Genomic DNA, 20326 nt, shown 5'->3' on the forward strand with positions numbered 1-20326 from the left:
CACCCTACCTCTGTATAAGCAATTCAACGCCTTCAGGATTTACTCAAGGTTTGAGATCTAAAGGTTCACAGCTAAGCGTGATATTAATCACACTAGTAAAGACCATACACATTAAGGTGAATTTGTTAATTGTATATTCTTTAAGTTTTGCTATGGTAATGATGGTTTATGGGCAGATTTTGGATCGCGTTTCGCGATCAGTGAAAAAAATGTCCTATAGGATTGCCTTTCAGGGTCTCACGTTCTCCGCGCTACTCGAGGTTCTTGTCAAGTTTGCGTAAGAGTGCCCATAAACCATTTTTCAAGGTGATATAGTGAAAAGACTACAATCATTGAAAGAAGCAAAAACAAAGCCTGATTTGGCTAAACTATTAGGAATCAAGCCGTCAGCGTTAACATACTGCCTATATGTATTAAAACCTGAAAGTCAATATACTCAGTTTAAGATATCAAAGAAAAATGGCGGTGAAAGAATAATAAACGCTCCTAACGGAATATTGAAGATGATTCAGTCATCTTTATCAAGACTGCTACTCGATTGCTTAGACGAAATTATTCATAATAAGTTTCCAGAGTCAGAACTAGCAAGGCAGAAAGCAAAAAATTCAAAAATATTAAAGATAAAATGCTCTAGTGCCGAAATAAAACAACCCTCGCTATCTCATGGATTTGAAAGAAAACGTTCGATTATAACAAATGCAATGATGCATTTAGGTAAGAAGTATGTTTTTAATATAGACTTAGAGAATTTTTTTGGGAGTTTTAACTTTGGTAGAGTTCGAGGCTTTTTCATAAAAAATAGAAATTTTGCACTTGATCCCGAAATTGCCACTGTAATTGCTAAAATTGCTTGCTACAATAATGAACTACCCCAAGGTAGCCCTTGCTCCCCAGTAATTACCAATTTAATTACTCATTCTTTAGATATTAAACTAGCTGCAATAGCAACAAAAAATTCATCTACATATACACGATATGCTGATGATATTACATTTTCAACAAGAAAGAGCGATTTTCCTTCTTCTATAGCAAAAAACCAAAATAATAAGTATATTATTAGTAAGAGAGTTAGAAATGAAATAATACGTTCAGGCTTTGTAATTAATGAAAGCAAAACAAGAAATCAGTACAAAGACTCAAGGCAAGAAGTAACAGGCGTGGTTGTAAATAAAAAACCTAATACAAAAAAAGAATATTGGAGGCTTGTACGCGCTCAGTGCAATCATTTATTTAAGAGCGGTAAATTCGTAGAAATAATTGATAGTAAAGAAACAAAAGGGAATATCAATCGCCTTGAAGGAAAGCTTAATTTCATAGATCAAATCGATCACTACAATCGACTACGCCAAGGTGAAAAATCAAACCCAAAATATCATTTAAAAAAAGACGCCATTAAAAATGGCCAAGCCAAAAGCAGGCGTTACTTACACAACTCAAGAGAAAAAACATTTAGTAAATTTCTATTTTACCGTTTGTTTTATGGTAACAACTTACCGACAATCCTTACGGAAGGTAAAACCGATAATGTCTATTTAAAGGCAGCAATACATAAACTAGACTCATTATTCCCTAAACTAGCAGTAGTGAAAAGTGCAAGTTCCCCGTATAAAACGCTTACAAATTTTATTGATTATAATAAGCGAACAAAATATTTACTGGAGCTCTATGGCGGCGCTGATTATTTAAAGGATTTTGTTATTCACTATAAACAGCACTTTAATTACTACAAAGCCCCGAAACCATCTAATCCAGTAATTATATTCGTTGATAATGATAGCGGACCAAGAAATTTGATCCATTATGTCAGTAATATTAATGATATCAAAATGTTCCCTACAGGATTAACGGACATCCGATCTTCTGAATTTGTACATATTTTTCATAATCTCTACTTAGTGCTTACCCCTCAGGTTAAGGGATATGCGGAAACTGATATAGAGCATTTTTTTAAAGATGCAGATAGACTCAGGCTGCATAAAGGTAAATTTTTCAATACCGTCTCAAAACGTGATCCCGATAGTGACTTAAGCAAGGAATCGTTCGCGACGCATATTGTTCATGCCCAAAAGCATGATATTGATTTTAGTGGATTTACAAGTCTTCTAGAACGTTTAGTAAAAGTTATAAACCATTATGATGCTGTTAAAGAATAGTATGACGTGCTGCTCTTCCGATTCATATTTCATTCACTTCACGTATGTCAATACATCTCATCACAATTACAGAAAAATCAGTTTAGTACAGCTAGCAACTGACTTTTCACTATTCAGCCACCATGTCCGCTGTAATTCTTAAGTCCGCTTCACGCCCTTAACCAACGGTCATGATTTAATCATGCTCTACCACAAAACACCGTCACCTTGGTCTAAATTAATACACATAACCCCATGATAAAAAAGTGAAACCTATCAACCAAAGCTAACGCGCCTACGGCTTGTTCAACGGGTGTTATCTGCCCAAAGGATTTGAGCAGTCAACCCCCGTTTTGGGTGACGTTTCTTTTGCTGTCATACCCCGCGCCCTATCCAGCTTTCGCGCCACATGGAATGCCGCTTCCAGTTCACTGCAATTATGCTCAGTCATTAACTGACGGCGCTCTGCTTTTTCTTCTTTCTCCGTCATTCCCAGCGCTAAATAAAGGCTGGGCGGTACCGCCCTGAACAAAGCCTCGACACGTTTGGCCAACACCACACCCTCCGTGTAGCATCTGGGGAGTTTTGTTGCCGATAACAACATGGTTTTTTGCTCCTCGGTGAGTTTTTTGAAGCGGGAAATCTGTTCGACCTCATCTGGTGGCATCGTCAGACACAGCCACCACTCCGCCATGTTCAGCATTTTTTCTGCGGTATCAGGGTAATCAGCCAAATTCTGTGTTGCCAGCCACAACCAGGCACCGAGCTTGCGCCACATTTTTACGACCTTGGTCATGTAAGGCGATAACAGCGGGTTAGTGGTCACAATATGAGCTTCATCAATGACCATATTGATTTCCCGATCGAGATACTGATCACGTTCTGCGATGTTATTGACGGTGTTTACCAGAGCGATAACGGCGACCGCCATCTGTGCTTCGTAGCCTTCGCGAGCAAGGGTGCCGAGGTCAATAAGCGTGACATCGGCTTCTGGCCAGGGCGTTCCAGGGCGGTTGAACAACTCACCTTCAAATCCTTCAGTGAACATTCGCAGCGCTTGCGACATCTCTTCTGCCCTGGCCCGCCGACCGGCTGTTCTGCGCTCACGTCCGTTTTCATCGGTATGGTTGTCACGAGCAATATTTTCCAGCTCACGCATTAAATCCTCCGGCAACATTTGACGCCCCGCCTCAAAGGAAGTACGTGCTGCGGCCAGAATGGCTTCGCGCAACATCCCCCGATCAGCCCGCGTCATGCGAGCCTCTTCAGCCGCTTCCCCGCCGGTAACCATCAGGCGAGCGGCAATCTCCATTTCACCGAGAATATCGCGTTTATCATCGTTGTCGTCGGTTGTATCAATATCGGGTAATTCTGCTTCATCCGTGCCCCATTCATCGGGAGAGGCCTGCAATAGCAGATGTGCATCGGCAAACGGAGCCAATGAAACCCCTTTACCGGGTTTAACGCTAATTTTATTGACCGTCAGCCCCAACGAGCTGCAATAGTCGGCAAACAGGCCAAAAGAGTTACCGGCTTCCAGTAGAAACAGACGTGGACGGTGAACCGCCATCAGTTGAGACAACGAACTGCACAGCGTGGCTGATTTTCCTGAGCCGGTTGGCCCGAACAACAGCAAATGGGCATTCTGCGTGCGGTCGTCTTTGTTGAGTGGATCAAAGGTTAGCGGCGCACCGCCACGATTGAAGAACGAAAACCCTGGATGACCGGTGCCGGTGTCCCGCCCAAATACCGGCAGCAGGCAGGCAAAATGCTGCACGAAGGTTAGCCGAGTGTACCAATGATTTTTATCCGCATCGGGGTTAAAACACATGGGCAATGCGCGCAAATAGCCGTTAAGTGGCGCTACGTCGTGCTCAGGATTGACCGGCTGTAACCCGGCATTAAGCAGTTTGGCGCTAATATCAAGACAACGTTTATCCAGCATATCCAGATCCGATGCTTTGATCAGGAACGTCAGCGTGGCTCGGTACAATTTATGCCGTTCGCCCAAATATTCACGGGCGGTATGTGCGTCTTCACGGGCGCGCGTCGATTCAATATTTTCCCCCATCGCGTTTCGGCCAAGGCGGTTAAACTCCTCTTCCAGCACGTCCTGCGGCTGCACAATTAACGTCATGGCAATCATGGTGCCTTCCGGCATCAGATCCATCAATGTATTGATATTTTCACCGCGCTTGACTTCGCCAGTCAGATGCCCGGTCTGAGGAGCACGGCGCAGCCGCTCTACCGGTACCGCTTTATGCGCCATGTTATCAAACCACCACACGCCGCGTTCAGCGTCACTACGTGGGCGGGTAAACCACAGGGTTTCGCTGAAATCATTCAGGATCGGTAAAGAGTCCGGCGCGCCGTCATCGTAGCTGGCGCTGCGATAAAGTGTATTTGGCGCAACCCATTCAGGTTTAGGATTAAACCAGCGCAACAACCAGCTATGAATTTGCTCCCCATTTTGTCGCTCACAGCGGATACCTGCACCGGCTAACGCAGAGGTCAGGCGATCACAAACTTGATTTAGCATTACTGCTGGTGACCGCAGTTCATACCCACGTTTTTCAACATAGCGGTAAATCACCATCCGCGTGCGGCGCGTCTGACCGCGCCATGGCGCACCCGTGACAACCTTATCCTCAAACAGGCCTTTTTCCACTGAGATGCTTTTCATGTGGTTTTCTGTTTCGGCCAGCCAGGCCTGTGTAAACGGCGTGCCCTGTGCCCAAGGTTTCACATAGCTGCGCAGCTTATCCATGTACGCCGTGACATCCGTCTCATCCTGACAATAAAACTGTACCACCCATTGGTGGTCATTCAGCTCAGGTAAACTGTCTTGCAATGCATCTTCCACAACGTCTCGGATCTCCTCAAGCCGTTCAGTTGAGCGTCCTTCCGTTCCGACCGGGATCACTTCAAAAACTGCGCCGACCGACAAGCCATCATCCAGTAACAAACAACGCTCTTCCCGGAGATATTCCCCCCAAGGCATATAATCAATAATCGACGGTTCGGTGCCATACGATTTTGCTTCATCGCTATGGGTAAACTTCCCTTCCCGACTGCACGGTTCACGTCCCGCAACAGCAAAAGGGCCATCATCGTTCAAATGAATATCGGGTAAGGCCGCTTTAGGGCGAAATAATGAAAACATCACAATTCCACCGTGCGTTCACCCGGAAGGGCATACTGAACCTGGCTATAGAATGGAAATACGGTGCTATAACCCGGCACCGGCGTATGACTGCCCGCGAAGTGAGGATAAACAAACATCACCAAATCGGGATTAGGCAGCCGTGGGAACCTGTGCTGTATCTCATTTTCTTGGATGCGGCTGCCAGTTTCAGTCACCAGATCCAACGACTCCATCAGAGTGCGGCGCAACGTTGTCCGCCCTTCACGGGTTGCATGAGTGGCTGATGAACTATCGTTCCACAGTGTCAGCATGGTGCTGCCGCCCGGCGGTAACATTTGATCTTTACTGGTACTGCAACCCGCCAACGTCACGACAGCAAAAAGAAGTGGGATAGAAGCGAACTTGATTGTTTTTTTCATCATTTTCTCCTGTCAGTCCATGCCCGTTTCAGTTTGATTCAGGCGAAAATCATGCTTCACTTTTCGGCCTTTTTCTTCGTAGTCGATCGCTAACTGGCGCGTAATATGGACAGCCACCTTGACGCCCGGTGGAACATAAATTGCGTCAAAAGTCTGTCCATAGCGCCCTTTAACCCACTCCGCTGCTGCTTGCATCCCTCCAGATAACGCCTTACCCATCACCGCCTGCCCTGCGTCACCCGTCAACGTTGATGTCACTCCGCCATTAGCATTGGTCTGGGCCGTGTTTTGACTTTGGGCCAACACTTCACCCGCTGCGGCGCTGGCAGATAATGCAAAGAGGGTTGGCAGCCAGGTCGCGGCATTCGATTTACGCTCTCCTGATAAACACGGAATACCATTTTCATCAGACAACCAGCCAATGCTGCTGCCGTTATTGTTGTTTTGGTGACCTTCAGTCTGGCGCGGCAAGGTGCGCACGGTGCCATCAGTGAATACGAAGGTGATACTGGTGACAGAACCACGGACACAAGACAGCGTCCAATCGCCTGTTGCGCTACCAGAAACAATAGCGCCCTGAATATCGGGTAAATCGATACCGTTGGCTGTTAGGTTTTCTTTTCCAATCAGAATCTTGAATGGATACGGATCGGTGACTTTGCCATCGATAGGTACACGTCCAAGCAGCGCCGTCATAGCACGGCTGCCAATCAACGTGGAGTTCTCCGGTAAGGTATACACTGGCTCGACTGATCCTTCCGCCGCATGATTATCGTTCAGGATCTGCCGATGATTGGTTTGATTCGCCAGCTCGGCTTTCTGACGAGTGATCGCGTTGTCATCTAAAAAAGAGGTCGCAAAGGTAAAACTATTGGCGATATTACGACTGGCGATATTGTGGTTGCTTTCACCAACCGGCTTACCCGTCACATCGATAGCCACACCATCTTGAGGTTCGCTCCACTGCAAATTTTCAGTCCATTGCAAACTATCGTTATCTAAAACTGACACCGCGTTTCCCCCACTCGCTAAACCCAGCCCTACGGGGATATCGCTGCCGGCGGCGATATGTTTTTCCGCCCAACCCTCAGCCTTAAGCTTTTGCATTAAATCGCCAATCTGGATCGTCATCTCCTGAACCTGCCCTTTTAGCTGCCCTTGATCTTTATTGGCATTGGCTTGATAAGCGGCAATCGCCTGATTAATACGCTCATCGATATCCTGATCAGCCTGCTTTAAGGTTTTGCTCTCATCCGCCAGGGCTTTATTGTCAGCATCGAGTTGATTCTGACGAGTCGTGACCATTTTCAGGCTGCCAACCAGCGTACGTAGCGTGTCCTGTGGCGTATCCCCTTCAATACCCATGGCCTTGAGATCGTCTGGGGTCAAATCGGCTAACACATTGCTGGCGTTAACCAATGCCGTAGATTTTTCGCCTCCCGTCGAGTAAGTTTTCACGCCGATCAGCATGGCCCCCAAAATGACCAGTGGGACAAGAAACTTGGCTAACGCGTTGGATTTAATCTTCATTTAGGCGCTCCCCGCGTTTGGTGAGTCTTGTCCGTTTCCGTCATGGGTTCAGATCTAAATGCTCCCTCAGGACGCCCTTGAACAACCAGATACAATACGGTTGTATCTTCTGGCGTTCCTGCATTGCCTAACCAAGGGTGCTGGAAAGCGGCAGAAATGAATTCTCCCTGCAACATTCGAGGGTTCAGAATGACGTTAACCGTGGCGGTATTACGCACCAGTAATGCGATAACGCTGTAGCCATTGAGGCTCCAGCCCGCCAGAGGACTCACCTCGACGGGTTCCGAGGGATACAGAGTGGTCAGCCGAGAAGGAAGTTTGAGCGCCGTGTTGGTGATGCCCACAACAGGTTCAACCGTGCGCAATGGACCATATAAACTTTGCGCGGCATAGCGCGTCAAGACCACCGGTAACGGCGTATTCAGCTTTGCTGGCTTACGCCGTTCGGATATCACTGCTGTTTGCTCGTTACCGCTAATCCGAGTTTTATCACTGGTAGAAGCAGAAGATACTTCACCGTCATAGACCAGTTGAACAGGCTCCCGAATTGACTTACCCGGCGCGGCGCTGACATCAAGAAGAATAATCTCGCCGTTTGCCTTGTTTTGTAGTTGCAAGCGGGTCACTGGGAAAGCCTCGCTGGCGCTAAGGTAAACAGCGCCTCCGCTGCTCTGCACCCGTAATTTACCGTTCAGAGTAGGAGGAAAACCCACTCGCACATTTTTATCGACGAAAACAATACGCTCCTGCCCTACGTTCAGCGGTATCTGCAAGGGGATGCGTTCCCACTTCATCAATTCAACAGCGCTGACTACAACGGGCATCATCATGAATACCACGGCTACCAAGACGTTCGGCTTCACTGGAACACCTCCGTTTTCTTTTGTTGGGTCTGTATGGCCTCAAGGCGCTGCGGCACGCCGTCATAACAATCAATCGCCAAACCAAATGGGTTACGTTCCGGGTCTCCTTCCCAGCGGATCACCTTGATGGGATAGCGCACCATCACGCGCTTAACCGGCTCGGAGTGGTAATATTCATCGGCCACCAGATCCAGTCTGGCTCTCCATTCGTTATCAGATTTTATGTCTACACTCTTGTTGCTGTAACCCCGTTTGGGGATTTCATAAACGACCCGCACGCGATCTCTGAGCTCTCCGTTATCCGTGCGAAAGCGCGCATCCTGGTGCAAAAAACTCAGACAGGCAGGAGTCAGATAGGGCGCTAATTGGATAATTTTGGCTGGATAATCTACCTCACCATTCTTGGGCCAGGCATTCAGTTGCTGGAAGATGTAAAACGCAAAGCTGTAAACGGTGGATGGCGGCACTTCCCACCATTTTTTGGTACTACCGGAACGCAAATCTGGCGGGTTGTGGATAGTGAGTTCGTCTGGCGCACGCATCCAGCCAATGCTGCTGGCCACCATGCCAATAAAGAACATGATGCAGAATAGACGAAGCGAGGAAATATGATTATCTCGGGCGCTAACAGCATGGCGAAAACGGCTCATTCGGCACACCCTCGTTGGAATGAATGCGAACGCCGCAGCGCCCATGCCCGGCTGATAATAATGAGGTTTTGCGCCCATCCAAGCCGCACACGCACCTCCTCCAAGCGCCGCCAGAGGTAATTATCCGGTTTGCCTCGCTTATATTGACTGACCCATCGGCCACCAATAAAAACAACCAGAATAGGCATAATCAACATGCCTGTTGGGATAGCTATCCAACCCAGTGCGGGGATGAAAACGAATGGAATAGAGATCGGGATACCCAATAAAAACCCACAACAAGCCGCAAGGAGGAATTCAGCGGAAGTGAACCCACGCCAAATAACAGGTGGCGTATTCAAGCGGTCGGGAAGAAACTCAATGACGGCCATACCCTCTCCTTACAGGATGGTACTGGCTTTAGTCACCAGCCAGATAGTCACAACCAGCAACAGCACACCGACAATGACGAAAGTGCCAAATTCGGTCCAGGTTGCTTTCCCCTGGCGCACATGGTGGAAACAACTAATGGCCGCATTTGCCACAACGATAAAGGCGATAGCAGCAATGACCAGCCCCCCTAAAATCAGGCCATCACGCAAATAGCCCTTAAAGGTGTTATAGGTGCCGACTCCCCCACCGGATGAAGGTCGTTCAATCGCGGGTAAATTTGCTAATGCATTATCAACATAGAACAGGCTACTTCCGGTTAGGAGAATTGATTTTTGTCGTAAAAAAGTGATTAACTTCATTGAATTGTCCTTAAATCAATGGAAAAAGAAGAAGAGTGTCAGGAGCAGTAAACAAATCAGACGAATGGCGGTTTCTGGCAACTTGTCCATAGCAAGAGATTTATTGATCACTCCGCGATACGCCGTTACCAGCGTCCAGGCAGAAAACAGGAAAATCACGCCCCCCAGTAACCCCAAGATAAGGAAATTAAGAGAAGAGGGTTCCATTCCCCCACCCACCCCCGCATTCCAGGCTGACTGCTGGGCACCGGTCATGGGCATCAACGATTATCCTTGCGATACTGACCGGTGACCGACATGGGCAGTGATGGCTGGGCACGCGAAGGAGCCAGATAGTTCTCAATCCCCTGTTTCATGGTGGTGATGCCGTTTATGGCGCTGAGGTAATCGAAATAAAAGCGGGCATCCAGGCCGTTCTGATTAGCCACTACGCGGGCGCGATCAAAACTGGCCTGAACCTGATCGAGTTGGCGCATAACCAACGCCAGTTCATCTTTTTCGGCCGCTTGAATTGGGAGCGTGCTGGCCGTCGTCAGTAGCAATACGCTGAGTTTGGGGAATAGGCGCATAAAGCTCTCCTGTGGTTTTAACGGTGCGCAAGATTGGCGCAACCCGTAACAGAGAGCAGTAGGAAATTGTTTATGGCGGGGTGAAGATTAAATGGAGTGATTCATAGACATCATTTCCGTTGTGATTAAACATTAATCAATTCTTTTGTGAGATTCTTCATTTGTGAAAAAATAAAAATAAACCTCACGTCGCACTCAAAGGTACTTCTTAAATGCCCCCACCACCACCGACACCACCACGCCCAGAGCCACCGCTGCTGGCAGTAGCAGTAAATTGGGCCACACCGCTGTTGGCCAGGACAAATACAGCATGCAAGGCCCATACATCGCAGGTTTAACAAAGCGTTTGGCGTGATGATAAATAAAACTGGATTCGTAACCGGCACCATAACGTCGCAGGTCTCGGCGAACCAAACCGTCCACGACGCCATTGGCACACACCATGATAAACAGCGGGATAGACAGCACCAAAATGGCCACTCGGATGGAGAAAATAACCGTTATATAGACTGTCGCCTGTAAATATTCCCAGAGCACCCTGGCCAGCCAACTACCGAAAAGATTGAGTGCCTGAAGCGCCTCTTCCGGTGTATTTACCTGTCGTCCCTCATTTATCCAGCGAATAAAGCCGCTATCTACAAACAGCCATTGGTAAGCCTGTTGAATCCAATAACCAATGAGCGTAGCCGGTTCGGACATCAACAGACTGCGGGTAAAACCCTCAGATAAATATGCGCTTTCTGTGAGCATCACCTGCCTGCTGTGTTCTGCCCCTTCGCTGGCCCAGAAAAATGTTATGCCGATGTACTCAATCAATAAGCTGACCAGCCATGACGCCAGCAAGATGCCGATAATTGTCCACGGCAGATGCCAGAACAGAGACATAAACAGGCCCGGTTTTTTAGGTGGTTCAACGTTCCGTCGTGGCGGCGTATTCTCCTGAACCATTAATTTTCAGCGTCCCCTTGACTAAAATCTGACGCGGCCAAAATATCGGACGGTAGCGCACTCCCCAACCACCAATTTTCCCCAGTACGGTAATTCTGCTGCATGTATTCGACTATCCGGCTGATACTTTCCGGCATCAACGGATCATTGCTACCATCAGGAAGAGGCATTCTGACCTTCCACAGTTGCCCACCTTCGAGCAGTGCAAACGCCTGACCTTTGGGCAGGTTGATAATATCTGCTGGCGTGACCATGGGCATACGGATGCTACTCACACGGTCTTGTACATTACTGGTGAAATCAGAATCCTGCTCAAGGTTAGTCATATCCGTTACGCCAGAGACCAGCGTTTTAGTATAAACATCAACTTCCGGCAGTTGGCTGGTCAGCAGTTCGGCGGTGCTGTTTTCACGTACCCTTAGCATAATCAGGGAGTTGAAATTACCAACAACCTGCTTCGCTTTAGCACTACTGCCCACTCGCGCTTCAATGTCTGAAAGCGTCTGAGTGTACGCCGTCACCTGGATACCTGCCCCGCCCCCTTTGTTAATTAATGGGATGAACTCATCCCCCATCAACTCGTTGAACTCGTCGCAATGCAGGTTAATCGGCACTTTCTTCTGCGTTTTAGCGCCAATTTCATCACTGATGCCAAATTTGTAGATATGGCCCGCAACTGAGACCAGATCAGCAAACATACTGTTGCCCACCGCCGACGCCACTTCAGGATCAGACAGTGCATCGAGACCGACATACACAATCCCCTTTTTACGGATCACTTCCTGCCAGTCAAAAATCGGCCGCGTATCATTCATATCATTGTAATCAGGTGCCAGCAGAGCCGCGGTTTTACCGGTAGTGAGCTTTTCCAGCAGTGGCAGTAACGAAGCCACGATCTTGTCAAAATAGGTACGATCATAACGAACCGCACTGCGTAGACCATCCAGCACTGGATCCCACAATTTCTTGCCGGCATCACTGCTGAGTACCGTCTCGATCGCCCACACTTTCATGGCATTGGCCTGGCCCTGCATATTTCGGGGAAGATCACGCTCTTTCAGCATGTTCGAACTGATCACGTTCTGAACATTCAGCCAGAGCTGAGGGGCTTGTACTGTCAGCAGGTTTTCTACATAAGTCTCATAAAGTTCGCCAATATTGGTCACATAACGCAGGATGAGCCCGTAATCAGGGCGCTGCCCAAGGGCGACTAATGCGCGGGTAATGATGTTCACAAAGCGCCAGGCGAATTCACGAAACGCGGCTGAATTACCTTCACCGGATAATTGCCCGGCCACGCGTGAAGCGACTTCAGAGATACGGCTGAAGCGACCTATGGCGTTGTAACGGGCGCTGATATCTGGCCAGCCCAGATGGAATACGTAAAACTCATTCTCCCTCCCCGCTCTACGCGTTTCCGCCCACATACGTTTAAGCAGATCGGCATCCCCTTTAGGATCGAACATGACGGTCACGTCCCCGCGACGAATATCTTGCGTGACCAGCACCTCTGCTAAACGAGTTTTCCCCACGCGAGTGGTTCCGATAACCAGCGTGTGGCCGACACGTTCTCCCAAGTCATACAGAACGTCACGTTCATTTAATTCAACACCGTGATAGATTGGGCTGCCCCCGACGGGCGGCAGCGGTCTTACCGGATTTAAACCCGTATCGGCCTGCGTCAGCCGACACAACCATGGCAAGCGAGATTCCAGACGTTTTTCCAAATCCCGAGCCATACGATAGATAACCGATGGCTGCACATAATGTTCGGTCTCTGGACGACGCGCTTCCAGCAGCCGCTGCGTGTGTTTTTGTGTCCACTGAAACCCGCGCCCCAGAAACAGATATCGGTGACTAATGGGGATGTGTCGGCTACTCATTGCATAACGGGGCAGCCGCCGGATATTGCGCCGATAGCGCAGAATACGCAGCCCCTGGTGGGTTCGTTTCAAAGCAAAAACACTAAAGCCCGCCGCCGTCACCCAACTAACAGACGGTGCCAATGCCACCGCCCAGGGTGCCGTCAGGCAAATGTAAGTGGCGCTCCACGCCGTGGCTGCCGTGTACAATTCGACGGCGGGACGCAACAGGGATTCCATCACATATTTATCGCTCATATCGGCTCCTTATCATCTTCTCCCTGGTGGGCGACAGGACATAATCTCCTGATGAACATTACTGAGTCAGCCCCTTGTCAGTAATGAGCAAAGGGTAATGTGTCAGTTGCAAACGGTGGGCAAGATCACTGCCAGAAACCGGGGCCATTTCAACCTCGGGAACCAGCGCATTCAAACTCTGCAAGCGAGACAGGCTGGTCACATTAACCACAAATCCTGTGGCCCCTATTCGTTGCAATTTATTGGCGTGCAGTGCGAGCCACTGCCGCGACAGCTCATCATCACCCACAATAAAAATCGGCGGTATACCCGGAAGATTAAGCGTTCGCGCTGAAACGGCTCCCGGAGTCAGTTCGGGAGTATGAACAGGCAGTGCCGCAGCGATGGATATCGATGTCGGAGGCGAAGGTAGCACCCATTTTTCCGCTGGTGAAAATTCGTTAGGCTGGGTACTAACGGCATCCAGGTAAGGTTCGGCCGACTCACCACCGAGGTCGCCAACCACCGTCAATGCGGCATAATTTATCGGGGAGATGAGAATGGCAGACATCATTAATAATGCAGTGAACAATAATTTCATTTTGGCTCAATCCAGATGAGTGGATGGTTAACCGATGTAACATCAGAGATGGTCGTCTTGCTTGATACTGCAATGTGTACTGGAGCCAGGGTGTCTAATTTGCGACGCACAATGGCGATATAATTAGCAGCGGGTTTTCCACCGGCAGGATGGTGATAGCAGCCCGCTGCGTTTATCCAGCTACCCGCGCGGTTTTCATAGCAGGCACGAAGAATCTGCGCAGCGACACGCAAATTGGTGTTAGGGTCAAAAACATCATAAAAAGAAGGGAAAAGATGGCCATTCCAACCCAAATTGACCTGGGCAATGCCCACGTCAATACGCTTCAGTGGTGCCTGGCGAACGAATCTGAGTAGTGCGTGCCACGCCTCCTCCCGGGTTTCATAGCGATACCCTTTGCCTGCCACATTAATCGTCCATGGCCACGGACGCTCTCCGCCCTTAAAGCGCCGTGAACTTTCAACCAGCGCCAGCGAGTATAGAAACGCCGCTGGTACTCGGGCTTCAGCGGCGATTTCCCTATAGATCGAGGGGATTGTCTGCAATGTGGGATGAGTTTTGGCTGATGCTGGCAAGCCGTTGCCCAATATAAACAACATCAGGAAGATTGCGGTCAGAATGCTGCGATTAGCCATCCATTCTCCCCTTTTCGCAGAATAACGGGCATTTGGCCTTGACCGTATTGTCGCCATAAACCGCGATCGTGATTTAGAGTGACCTGTCCGGCCCTCACTCTATCCACTGGAATATTTCGGCTGGCAGCCCATTGACGTACTGAGCCATCTTTTCCGTCGCTGCCTACCAGGTAAATATCAACGGCGCTATTATTGGTGAGAAGCGCAGCCAGCCTGACGTCACAACGAGCGCAGTTATCACGGACAAACAGCGCCAGCCGACCACGGCTATCGGGTACGATACTGCCCGTACTCCCCATATTTACCGACAACACCCCCGAATAGAGGCGATTCCAGGCGGCGTTGACCTCACGTTGAAATGCCAGTTCTTTCTCTGTCCGCTGATATTCTTCTTTCACCCAAAGTTCAGCCAAACGACGACGCTCTGCTGACGTTTCACTTTCCACACCAAGCATCGTCAGAGGATCCAGCCCCGGTGACTGTACGCCACGCTTACCTTGCTGTAATTGCAGATATTTTTGCCATTCAACATCACTTAGCCCCCACTGCCGGGGATTCTGTCTGGACTGAAGCTGTACTGATTTTTCCTGCAACGTTTCAAGTGCTGAACTGTAATCCGTGACATTACTTGCCAAATTCGCGTGGGCAGAATTCGAACCGACGACTAAAACCAGTGCTGCAACGGTGTAAGGGAGGCGTTTCAGTAATTGCGCTTTTTGAAGCGTAAAGCGTGGGGAGCGATTCAAACCGATAGGATCAGCGACTGGGGCATTATTCAGCAAGGTTGCGGGCGACATAGCACTTTATCCTTCTCGCCATTCAGAAAGATGTAAGGTGCAAAAATAGAAGAACTGTGGCGATGTTTAACTCAACATCGCCCGTTAAAAATTACAGACAAATATCAGTAGGCTGAGGATCCATGTTTTGAATATCGGCCCTGATAAGTTGCTCTAATTGAGTCAGCGCAGTGGTCAATGAATTGATAGTGTTCAGGCTGTGGCCCAACTGATAAAGGCTGGTTGGCGTAAATTCCAATACATTGTGACCAGAAAAGGTGACCAGGGAATCGCCCAAATAGTCCAAACAATGGCATAGCCCAGTACGCGCTTCGTCGCAATAATCTGCCAGTTGCAGACAATCATCGGTATTCATGCCGGAAAAGCTCAACTTAGCCATGACGTCGGCCATGTTGGAATCAAAAATATCGGTATCAAATAGCATGACCGTTCTCCAATGGTTTACAGGAAACAAATACCAGTGAAGATCCGTTCAGCAGACTACGTGCTTCACTTTCCGTGGTCGCCAGTACTGAGATGAGGCGCAAGGGATGTAACTCAGATAACAACGTGTTGGAGCGGGCATTAAGGAAGGTGTAGAGCTTTGAATATGCACGTATGTTACTATTAGCGTTAGCCATAGCATTACCTCGTATAATGGTGTGGTTAGATGCCCTGTGAGTGTTCGCGCACCCACGGGGCATTGTTGTTTTATGGCGACCATGTAATTACAATGGTCGGTACCATGAAGACATCATAAATTAGGGTAATTACCATGTCAACACCAGAAGAGAAACGTTCACCTCAATATCAGATGCGTCTTCTAGCAGAATTTCGTGCGCAGTTGGAAGAACAAGCCCGTAAAGATGGTGATGCTTCCCTTGCGACGTGGATAAAAAGGATATTGCGTAAAGAGTTACGCGAAAGAGGCATTGAACCTAAAGGTTAGTGGGATCATAAAAACAGATAGACTGACTGATTGGCCTTGGGAACTTTTTAGGTCAATCAAACAGCCAGAAAAAAATGGGCTGTTTGCTTTTGTTAAGCAGTAGTACTTACCTGACGCTGAACCGAGCGAACGATAGAGAAAAAATTACGCACAGTTGGGTTGCTGCCAGGAGCCAGCATTTGCATGACAGATTTGCTGTTTTTCCCAATATCTTCACCTACGGTAACAAACCCGCCAGTAGCGAGTATCAGCCAGCGTAAAATCACTGCTGCGAAATCAAATTCACCCTCGGCAATCAGTTCTTTTGCCTCATCAAACATCGCCTGACGATAATCAGGATCTTCGCGCATCTCTTGCACGATCCGTTCGTTAACAGAAACTGCAGGCATAATTATTTACTTCTCTTTTCTTCCAGATAACACCTACGATATTTCTCAGTATTATCAAGATCTTTGTCCTGAGTCGATTTATCTCCAGCACATAATAAGATGATTAGCTCATCACCATCCTGCATCAAATACAGTCGGATACCCGGCCCCCAATTAATGCGATATTCACCGATACCGGGGCGACCACTGAGCCATTTTACAGATGACGTATTCCCTACCATTAAACGCGCGATAGCCGAGTCAATTTTAAGTGTTGCAATAAACAGCCATACAGGGCTATCTCAGTATTACCCTACAGAAACCTGTACAGGTTTACCAATACGATTCAGCATATTAACCAATGAATCAATGGTGAATTTACTCGTTTTTTTGTTCACTACATCAGAAACTCGGGGGCGGGAAATATGCAGCACAGTGGCTACATCCGCTTGTTTCATCTTTTTATCAGTGATCCATACAGTAATTTCATCCATCAGCTTTTCCTTTATCGCTAATGTATTTTCTATCTCACGCATGGAATCTGCATAAAGCAATGCGGCTTCTTGCTCGTCAAAGCCAAGTTCAGCAAATATATTTGCCCCAGCCGGGGTGATATGGCGAGTTTTAGTATCAATTTTGGCGGTCATTTGCTATACCTCCTTTGTTCAACCAGCGTGCTATAGCGCACTTTGGCAATGTCTTTATCGCGTTTACTTGTTTGCTGGGTCTTTTTCTGGAAGCTATGCAAAATATAAATAGCGTCATCAAACTTTGCCAGATACATCACCCGATAGATTCCATTAGCATCACGCATCCGAATTTCATTTACGCCAGAACCTATATCAGAAAATGGTTTCCAATCTTCAGGCTCTAATCCGCACTGTATCTTATGAAGTTGATAACCCACGTCTTTACGTGCATTAATAGGGAAAGCCATTAAGTCATCAAATGACGACCCCAACCAAATAATGTCCTTTTCCTCTCGTAAGGTTGATTTTTTCTGCATAACGCCTCCTTGCTGTATAAAATTTTATACAAATAGCGATGGCAGTCAAGTAAAATGTTATTATCGTTGGTTTCACACTAATGCAGGGAAGGGGACACGCCAGTAGCCTGAGCAAACTCATCCTGCTTTAGTTCCACTTTTTGCGCGGATAGCTTTGGCATCTGGCAAAGTGATTGTAGTGACTCACACGGCGTAAGAGTAGTAAGGTGCCTTTATGCCCGATTAAGGACAGCAATAAGGATATACATGCGACCAGTGTACCGCCTACGGACGCGTGGGACATGTGATGGAATTTGTGTGAAGGATGACACAAGGAAATGTATTTATTGGCGTAAACTGTGAATCTCTATTACATAAACATTTTAAGTAAACAGGAATAGGTATGATGGATAATTCTATTAATGTAAAAATTAATAAATTAGACAAAGAATATGCACGAAAAGGTGTTCCATTCCATCAACGGCCATTACAGGCGGTAATGGATATTTTGAATATATCGTCAGTGATTGGTGCTATTGAACATCCTCAATTTAACTATATTGTTAATATATATGGGCAGCTTATTCCTGAAACTATTGTAACTTGGCCTGGTATGGGAACAGGATTAGTGACTTCAATAGATCGTGTAAAAAGTTTCACGATGGGTATCGCTTATGGTTGCCCTGAAATTAATGTTGACCGTGGGCTGGGGTTTGATAGCCACGAACAATGGAGTAGCTGGTGTCGAAACGATAGGAAAATTGTAGCGGACTCATACTTTGCATATGCTGATGCGTATGATTTGATTTACGGCATTGATGATCTTAGTCATTCAGCAAATCCTGATGTGATAGCCCTATTGGACCTAACGGCCTCTAATCTAGAGGTTATCGCTCATACATTACCTAATACATATATTAGTGGATCTGTTATCCAACCAATTTGTATGACCGTGGAGTTGGCGCTGAAAGGAGTATTAATTCATTTAGGGCTATCGAAGAGCGAAATAAAAAATCTTGGACATGACCATACTGCTTTGTGGGAGAGTTTAATATCTAAAGCTGGACATAGAGATGATGTACTCATAAAAAATATAATTAAGCGCTTCCCCGATTATATTGATTCTCGTTATAAGAGATCTGAACTTTCCCGTATACAAACAGTAAAACTAGCCCTTGGTGCTCAATTTATTGCAGCATCGACATTAAGGCGCGTAACTCAACGAGATCTTGCACTAACAATGGAACTGAATAATTTCCCTGAGCATGCAATACGCCAAAAATTTGCAAACTCATTTTCAAAGGGGGCTTGGTAGCCTAACAACTGATTCGCGATGATCCTAGATGTCCCGGAATGTTATTTTTACATCGTAGATGATGTTTTTGCAGCGGCTGTACTTCTGATGTACCACACACATCAGGTTCCGTTTTTGCAACATCCTGACTATGAAAAACTAAAGCAGGCTGAAAAGTTAGTCGATCAGCTACAAAAATTAATAGTTGAGTTAACAAATAATTCTCTTAGATAAGCAAAATACTTTTGTTTTATCGCGTCAGGAAGCGGTAGCGGATTTAGATGTTGATAGTAGTATGCCGCCGTCACACCTCGGCCAAGGCCAGCAGCGCCATAAAAAACGTTTGGTTGATTATTTAATGAAAAGGCAAATCACTGCACAGCTTTATAGCGAAGGATTGCGGGGTAATTACCACAGTATGAAGTAAATTTGCTGTGACCAAAGTGTGTTTGCATATTGACAAATAAACCGCAGATAACCCTTTATCAGGGTTATCTCAGTATTCAGTATCGTCCACCGAGCCAGCATCAGATCATCGATACGAATGATTAATGGTGGATCTGCGTGAGATCTTCATCACTTAGACCCGTCATTTTCATTACCGTGGCACGGTCAAGGCCATTGGCCAGCATAGTGCGGGCAACTTCCAACTTGCCTTTCTTAAGCCCATTAGCCTCACCGATCTGTATTCCTTCCACTCGGCCTTCTTGACGGCCTTCTTGTTTCAATTTTTGGGCAATCGTCATAAGTAACTCCTTGTGCTGTGGCGAACGACGGGCCAGTTCCCAGATAAAGGTTTTCGGGGTAGCAGCGTCGCCATCTTGTAGCATGTAATTCATCAATGATATTAGCTGATCATCCGTAGTGTAACCGCTAGATAACAGTATGACCAATTGATCCGATAATTCGGACATATCGCGCCGACGAATGTGTTTCTGTAACAGTTCCAGCATAGCAATACCCCGATGGGTCATGATTTCATCATCGGGGATCACCGTCACATCAACCAGCGGGAAATTACCGCTATAGAGCTGATCAGCAAGTGTTGGCAGGCTGAACGTTTGCAGCCAGCTCATTGGATACGGGTACGGCGTGACCTGCCCATGGTAGAACAAAATAGGAATAACCAGCGGCAGCTTGTCGTTACCTGCATCAAGATGGCGTTGCATGGCCGCGATGGCATAGCGCATCAACCGAAAAGCCATATGCTTGTCGGGGGTACTTTGATGTTCAATCAGCGCGTAAACATATCCGTCCTGCGTCTGCGTTTTTAGCGAGTAAAGCACGTCAGAATAGTAGGGGCGCAGGTCATTTTCGATAAAACTACTGGATTCCAGCTGTAACGTATTTAGGTCACAGATTTTCCGGAATTCAGGTGGTAAATGAATCTCCAAAAAGTCGCGGGCAGTTTGTTGATGGGTAAGAAATTGTTTAAAAATAGCATCATGGGGCGTAGGGGTCGTTTTCATCGGGCGATGATAGTCATGGATATCAGTGTGAGCAATCACTCACAACCACTTTAGGACAAACTGGACATTAGCCTCTAATACCATAGATACCAACTAGCTACATGCCATAGCAGACCATGTTTGCGAATATACCGCAGATAACCCTTTATCAGGGTTATCTCAG

Annotated in this window: 24 protein-coding genes and 1 pseudogene; 4 read left to right on the top strand and 21 right to left on the bottom strand. The window is 47.2% G+C overall.

Features of this window, described 5'->3' with window-relative positions; genetic code table 11:
* Positions 1–314: 314 nt before the first annotated feature.
* On the top strand, positions 315–2153 hold the full coding sequence (locus tag AC971_RS17930; RefSeq protein ID WP_025381168.1) for a retron Ec67 family RNA-directed DNA polymerase/endonuclease: 1839 nt from the start codon (positions 315–317) through the stop codon (positions 2151–2153).
* A 295-nt stretch (positions 2154–2448) separates the two neighbouring features.
* Here AC971_RS17930 and AC971_RS17935 read toward each other — a convergent pair whose 3' ends face one another.
* The 16 genes from AC971_RS17935 to AC971_RS18010 all read right to left on the bottom strand — a co-directional run bounded on the left by AC971_RS17935 (position 2449) and on the right by AC971_RS18010 (position 15739).
* Positions 2449–5298 (bottom strand): conjugative transfer ATPase, encoded by a 2850-nt coding sequence (locus AC971_RS17935; protein WP_025381169.1) that lies wholly within the window; start codon positions 5296–5298, stop codon positions 2449–2451.
* Positions 5295–5696 carry a TIGR03751 family conjugal transfer lipoprotein gene (locus AC971_RS17940; protein ID WP_025381170.1) on the bottom strand — a complete coding sequence of 134 codons (402 nt, stop codon included), beginning with the start codon at positions 5694–5696 and terminating at the stop codon, positions 5295–5297. The genes AC971_RS17935 and AC971_RS17940 overlap by 4 nt, the downstream gene beginning before the upstream one ends.
* Positions 5697–5708: 12 nt before the next feature.
* Complete coding sequence (locus AC971_RS17945) at positions 5709–7226, bottom strand: TIGR03752 family integrating conjugative element protein (RefSeq protein WP_025381171.1); 1518 nt, start codon at positions 7224–7226, stop codon at positions 5709–5711.
* Positions 7223–8089 carry a TIGR03749 family integrating conjugative element protein gene (locus AC971_RS17950; protein ID WP_025381172.1) on the bottom strand — a complete coding sequence of 289 codons (867 nt, stop codon included), beginning with the start codon at positions 8087–8089 and terminating at the stop codon, positions 7223–7225. The genes AC971_RS17945 and AC971_RS17950 overlap by 4 nt, the downstream gene beginning before the upstream one ends.
* Positions 8086–8739 carry a PFL_4703 family integrating conjugative element protein gene (locus AC971_RS17955; protein WP_025381173.1) on the bottom strand — a complete coding sequence of 218 codons (654 nt, stop codon included), beginning with the start codon at positions 8737–8739 and terminating at the stop codon, positions 8086–8088. The genes AC971_RS17950 and AC971_RS17955 overlap by 4 nt, the downstream gene beginning before the upstream one ends.
* Complete coding sequence (locus AC971_RS17960) at positions 8736–9110, bottom strand: TIGR03750 family conjugal transfer protein (protein WP_025381174.1); 375 nt, start codon at positions 9108–9110, stop codon at positions 8736–8738. The genes AC971_RS17955 and AC971_RS17960 overlap by 4 nt, the downstream gene beginning before the upstream one ends.
* A 9-nt stretch (positions 9111–9119) precedes the next feature.
* Positions 9120–9470 carry a TIGR03745 family integrating conjugative element membrane protein gene (locus AC971_RS23960; protein ID WP_012105788.1) on the bottom strand — a complete coding sequence of 117 codons (351 nt, stop codon included), beginning with the start codon at positions 9468–9470 and terminating at the stop codon, positions 9120–9122.
* Positions 9471–9485: 15 nt separating this feature from the next.
* Positions 9486–9731, bottom strand: a complete 246-nt coding sequence (locus tag AC971_RS23965) for a TIGR03758 family integrating conjugative element protein (protein ID WP_012105789.1) — start codon at positions 9729–9731, stop codon at positions 9486–9488.
* Entirely contained in the window at positions 9731–10039 is a 309-nt protein-coding gene (locus AC971_RS17975; protein WP_025381175.1) for an integrative conjugative element protein, RAQPRD family, read from the bottom strand. The genes AC971_RS23965 and AC971_RS17975 overlap by 1 nt, the downstream gene beginning before the upstream one ends.
* Before the next feature lie 195 nt (positions 10040–10234).
* Positions 10235–10987, bottom strand: coding sequence for a TIGR03747 family integrating conjugative element membrane protein (locus AC971_RS17980; protein ID WP_025381176.1), 753 nt, complete (start codon positions 10985–10987; stop codon positions 10235–10237).
* Positions 10987–13107 carry a type IV conjugative transfer system coupling protein TraD gene (traD, locus tag AC971_RS17985; RefSeq protein WP_025381177.1) on the bottom strand — a complete coding sequence of 707 codons (2121 nt, stop codon included), beginning with the start codon at positions 13105–13107 and terminating at the stop codon, positions 10987–10989. Before traD ends, AC971_RS17980 begins: the two co-directional genes overlap by 1 nt.
* Positions 13108–13165: 58 nt before the next feature.
* The gene (locus AC971_RS17990; RefSeq protein ID WP_025381178.1) at positions 13166–13687 is read right to left on the bottom strand and encodes an integrating conjugative element protein; all 522 of its coding nucleotides are present in this window, start codon (positions 13685–13687) and stop codon (positions 13166–13168) included.
* Positions 13684–14322 carry a lysozyme family protein gene (locus AC971_RS17995; protein WP_012105797.1) on the bottom strand — a complete coding sequence of 213 codons (639 nt, stop codon included), beginning with the start codon at positions 14320–14322 and terminating at the stop codon, positions 13684–13686. The genes AC971_RS17990 and AC971_RS17995 overlap by 4 nt, the downstream gene beginning before the upstream one ends.
* The gene (locus AC971_RS18000) at positions 14301–15119 is read right to left on the bottom strand and encodes a TIGR03759 family integrating conjugative element protein (protein ID WP_162471854.1); all 819 of its coding nucleotides are present in this window, start codon (positions 15117–15119) and stop codon (positions 14301–14303) included. Before AC971_RS18000 ends, AC971_RS17995 begins: the two co-directional genes overlap by 22 nt.
* A gap of 91 nt (positions 15120–15210) precedes the next feature.
* On the bottom strand, positions 15211–15543 hold the full coding sequence (locus AC971_RS18005; RefSeq protein ID WP_012105799.1) for a hypothetical protein: 333 nt from the start codon (positions 15541–15543) through the stop codon (positions 15211–15213).
* The gene (locus tag AC971_RS18010; RefSeq protein WP_012105800.1) at positions 15533–15739 is read right to left on the bottom strand and encodes a hypothetical protein; all 207 of its coding nucleotides are present in this window, start codon (positions 15737–15739) and stop codon (positions 15533–15535) included. Before AC971_RS18010 ends, AC971_RS18005 begins: the two co-directional genes overlap by 11 nt.
* 134 nt (positions 15740–15873) lie before the next feature.
* On the opposite strand from AC971_RS18010, the gene AC971_RS24800 reads away from it, so the two are divergent.
* Positions 15874–16047, top strand: coding sequence for a hypothetical protein (locus AC971_RS24800; RefSeq protein WP_004705581.1), 174 nt, complete (start codon positions 15874–15876; stop codon positions 16045–16047).
* 92 nt (positions 16048–16139) lie between these two features.
* Here the strand turns inward: AC971_RS24800 and AC971_RS18015 are convergent, their stop codons facing one another.
* Genes AC971_RS18015 through AC971_RS18030 form a run of 4 tightly spaced genes read right to left on the bottom strand, consistent with a single transcriptional unit; the run spans position 16140 to position 17421 of the window.
* A complete protein-coding gene (locus tag AC971_RS18015; RefSeq protein ID WP_025381180.1) occupies positions 16140–16436 on the bottom strand; it encodes a hypothetical protein in 297 nt (98 codons plus the stop codon).
* A gap of 2 nt (positions 16437–16438) precedes the next feature.
* The gene (locus tag AC971_RS25810; protein WP_071825426.1) at positions 16439–16702 is read right to left on the bottom strand and encodes a type II toxin-antitoxin system RelE/ParE family toxin; all 264 of its coding nucleotides are present in this window, start codon (positions 16700–16702) and stop codon (positions 16439–16441) included.
* A 21-nt stretch (positions 16703–16723) separates the two neighbouring features.
* Positions 16724–17062, bottom strand: a complete 339-nt coding sequence (locus AC971_RS18025) for a helix-turn-helix domain-containing protein (RefSeq protein WP_025381181.1) — start codon at positions 17060–17062, stop codon at positions 16724–16726.
* Positions 17059–17421: a type II toxin-antitoxin system RelE/ParE family toxin gene (locus AC971_RS18030; protein ID WP_038401988.1), complete on the bottom strand. Its 363-nt coding sequence runs from the start codon at positions 17419–17421 to the stop codon at positions 17059–17061. The genes AC971_RS18025 and AC971_RS18030 overlap by 4 nt, the downstream gene beginning before the upstream one ends.
* 382 nt (positions 17422–17803) lie before the next feature.
* Here AC971_RS18030 and AC971_RS18035 point away from each other — a divergent pair, with 382 nt between their 5' ends.
* Both AC971_RS18035 and AC971_RS25290 read left to right on the top strand, forming a co-directional pair.
* Complete coding sequence (locus tag AC971_RS18035; protein ID WP_048677771.1) at positions 17804–18715, top strand: HEPN domain-containing protein; 912 nt, start codon at positions 17804–17806, stop codon at positions 18713–18715.
* A 12-nt stretch (positions 18716–18727) separates the two neighbouring features.
* Positions 18728–18928: pseudogene (locus tag AC971_RS25290) on the top strand (helix-turn-helix domain-containing protein); the annotation flags it as partial.
* 314 nt (positions 18929–19242) lie between these two features.
* Here AC971_RS25290 and AC971_RS18045 read toward each other — a convergent pair.
* On the bottom strand, positions 19243–20163 hold the full coding sequence (locus tag AC971_RS18045; protein WP_048677776.1) for an Rpn family recombination-promoting nuclease/putative transposase: 921 nt from the start codon (positions 20161–20163) through the stop codon (positions 19243–19245).
* Positions 20164–20326: the final 163 nt, after the last annotated feature.

The organism is Yersinia similis (assembly GCF_001053095.1).
GTDB classification, from domain to species: Bacteria; Pseudomonadota; Gammaproteobacteria; order Enterobacterales; family Enterobacteriaceae; genus Yersinia; species Yersinia similis.

Bases quoted from the DNA above. Each gene is read 5' to 3' on its own strand.
- AC971_RS23965 (WP_012105789.1), bottom strand. From the start codon at position 9,731: ATGCCCATGACCGGTGCCCAGCAGTCAGCCTGGAATGCGGGGGTGGGT.
- AC971_RS18000 (WP_162471854.1), bottom strand. From the start codon at position 15,119: ATGTCGCCCGCAACCTTGCTGAATAATGCCCCAGTCGCTGATCCTATC.
- AC971_RS18030 (WP_038401988.1), bottom strand. From the start codon at position 17,421: ATGCAGAAAAAATCAACCTTACGAGAGGAAAAGGACATTATTTGGTTG.
- AC971_RS23960 (WP_012105788.1), bottom strand. From the start codon at position 9,470: ATGAAGTTAATCACTTTTTTACGACAAAAATCAATTCTCCTAACCGGA.
- AC971_RS24800 (WP_004705581.1), top strand. From the start codon at position 15,874: ATGTCAACACCAGAAGAGAAACGTTCACCTCAATATCAGATGCGTCTT.
- AC971_RS18035 (WP_048677771.1), top strand. From the start codon at position 17,804: ATGATGGATAATTCTATTAATGTAAAAATTAATAAATTAGACAAAGAA.
- AC971_RS18005 (WP_012105799.1), bottom strand. From the start codon at position 15,543: ATGCTATTTGATACCGATATTTTTGATTCCAACATGGCCGACGTCATG.
- traD (WP_025381177.1), bottom strand. From the start codon at position 13,107: ATGAGCGATAAATATGTGATGGAATCCCTGTTGCGTCCCGCCGTCGAA.
- AC971_RS17960 (WP_025381174.1), bottom strand. From the start codon at position 9,110: ATGGCCGTCATTGAGTTTCTTCCCGACCGCTTGAATACGCCACCTGTT.
- AC971_RS17975 (WP_025381175.1), bottom strand. From the start codon at position 10,039: ATGCGCCTATTCCCCAAACTCAGCGTATTGCTACTGACGACGGCCAGC.
- AC971_RS18010 (WP_012105800.1), bottom strand. From the start codon at position 15,739: ATGGCTAACGCTAATAGTAACATACGTGCATATTCAAAGCTCTACACC.
- AC971_RS18045 (WP_048677776.1), bottom strand. From the start codon at position 20,163: ATGAAAACGACCCCTACGCCCCATGATGCTATTTTTAAACAATTTCTT.
- AC971_RS17980 (WP_025381176.1), bottom strand. From the start codon at position 10,987: ATGGTTCAGGAGAATACGCCGCCACGACGGAACGTTGAACCACCTAAA.
- AC971_RS17940 (WP_025381170.1), bottom strand. From the start codon at position 5,696: ATGAAAAAAACAATCAAGTTCGCTTCTATCCCACTTCTTTTTGCTGTC.
- AC971_RS18025 (WP_025381181.1), bottom strand. From the start codon at position 17,062: ATGACCGCCAAAATTGATACTAAAACTCGCCATATCACCCCGGCTGGG.
- AC971_RS17955 (WP_025381173.1), bottom strand. From the start codon at position 8,739: ATGAGCCGTTTTCGCCATGCTGTTAGCGCCCGAGATAATCATATTTCC.
- AC971_RS18015 (WP_025381180.1), bottom strand. From the start codon at position 16,436: ATGCCTGCAGTTTCTGTTAACGAACGGATCGTGCAAGAGATGCGCGAA.
- AC971_RS17990 (WP_025381178.1), bottom strand. From the start codon at position 13,687: ATGAAATTATTGTTCACTGCATTATTAATGATGTCTGCCATTCTCATC.
- AC971_RS17995 (WP_012105797.1), bottom strand. From the start codon at position 14,322: ATGGCTAATCGCAGCATTCTGACCGCAATCTTCCTGATGTTGTTTATA.
- AC971_RS17945 (WP_025381171.1), bottom strand. From the start codon at position 7,226: ATGAAGATTAAATCCAACGCGTTAGCCAAGTTTCTTGTCCCACTGGTC.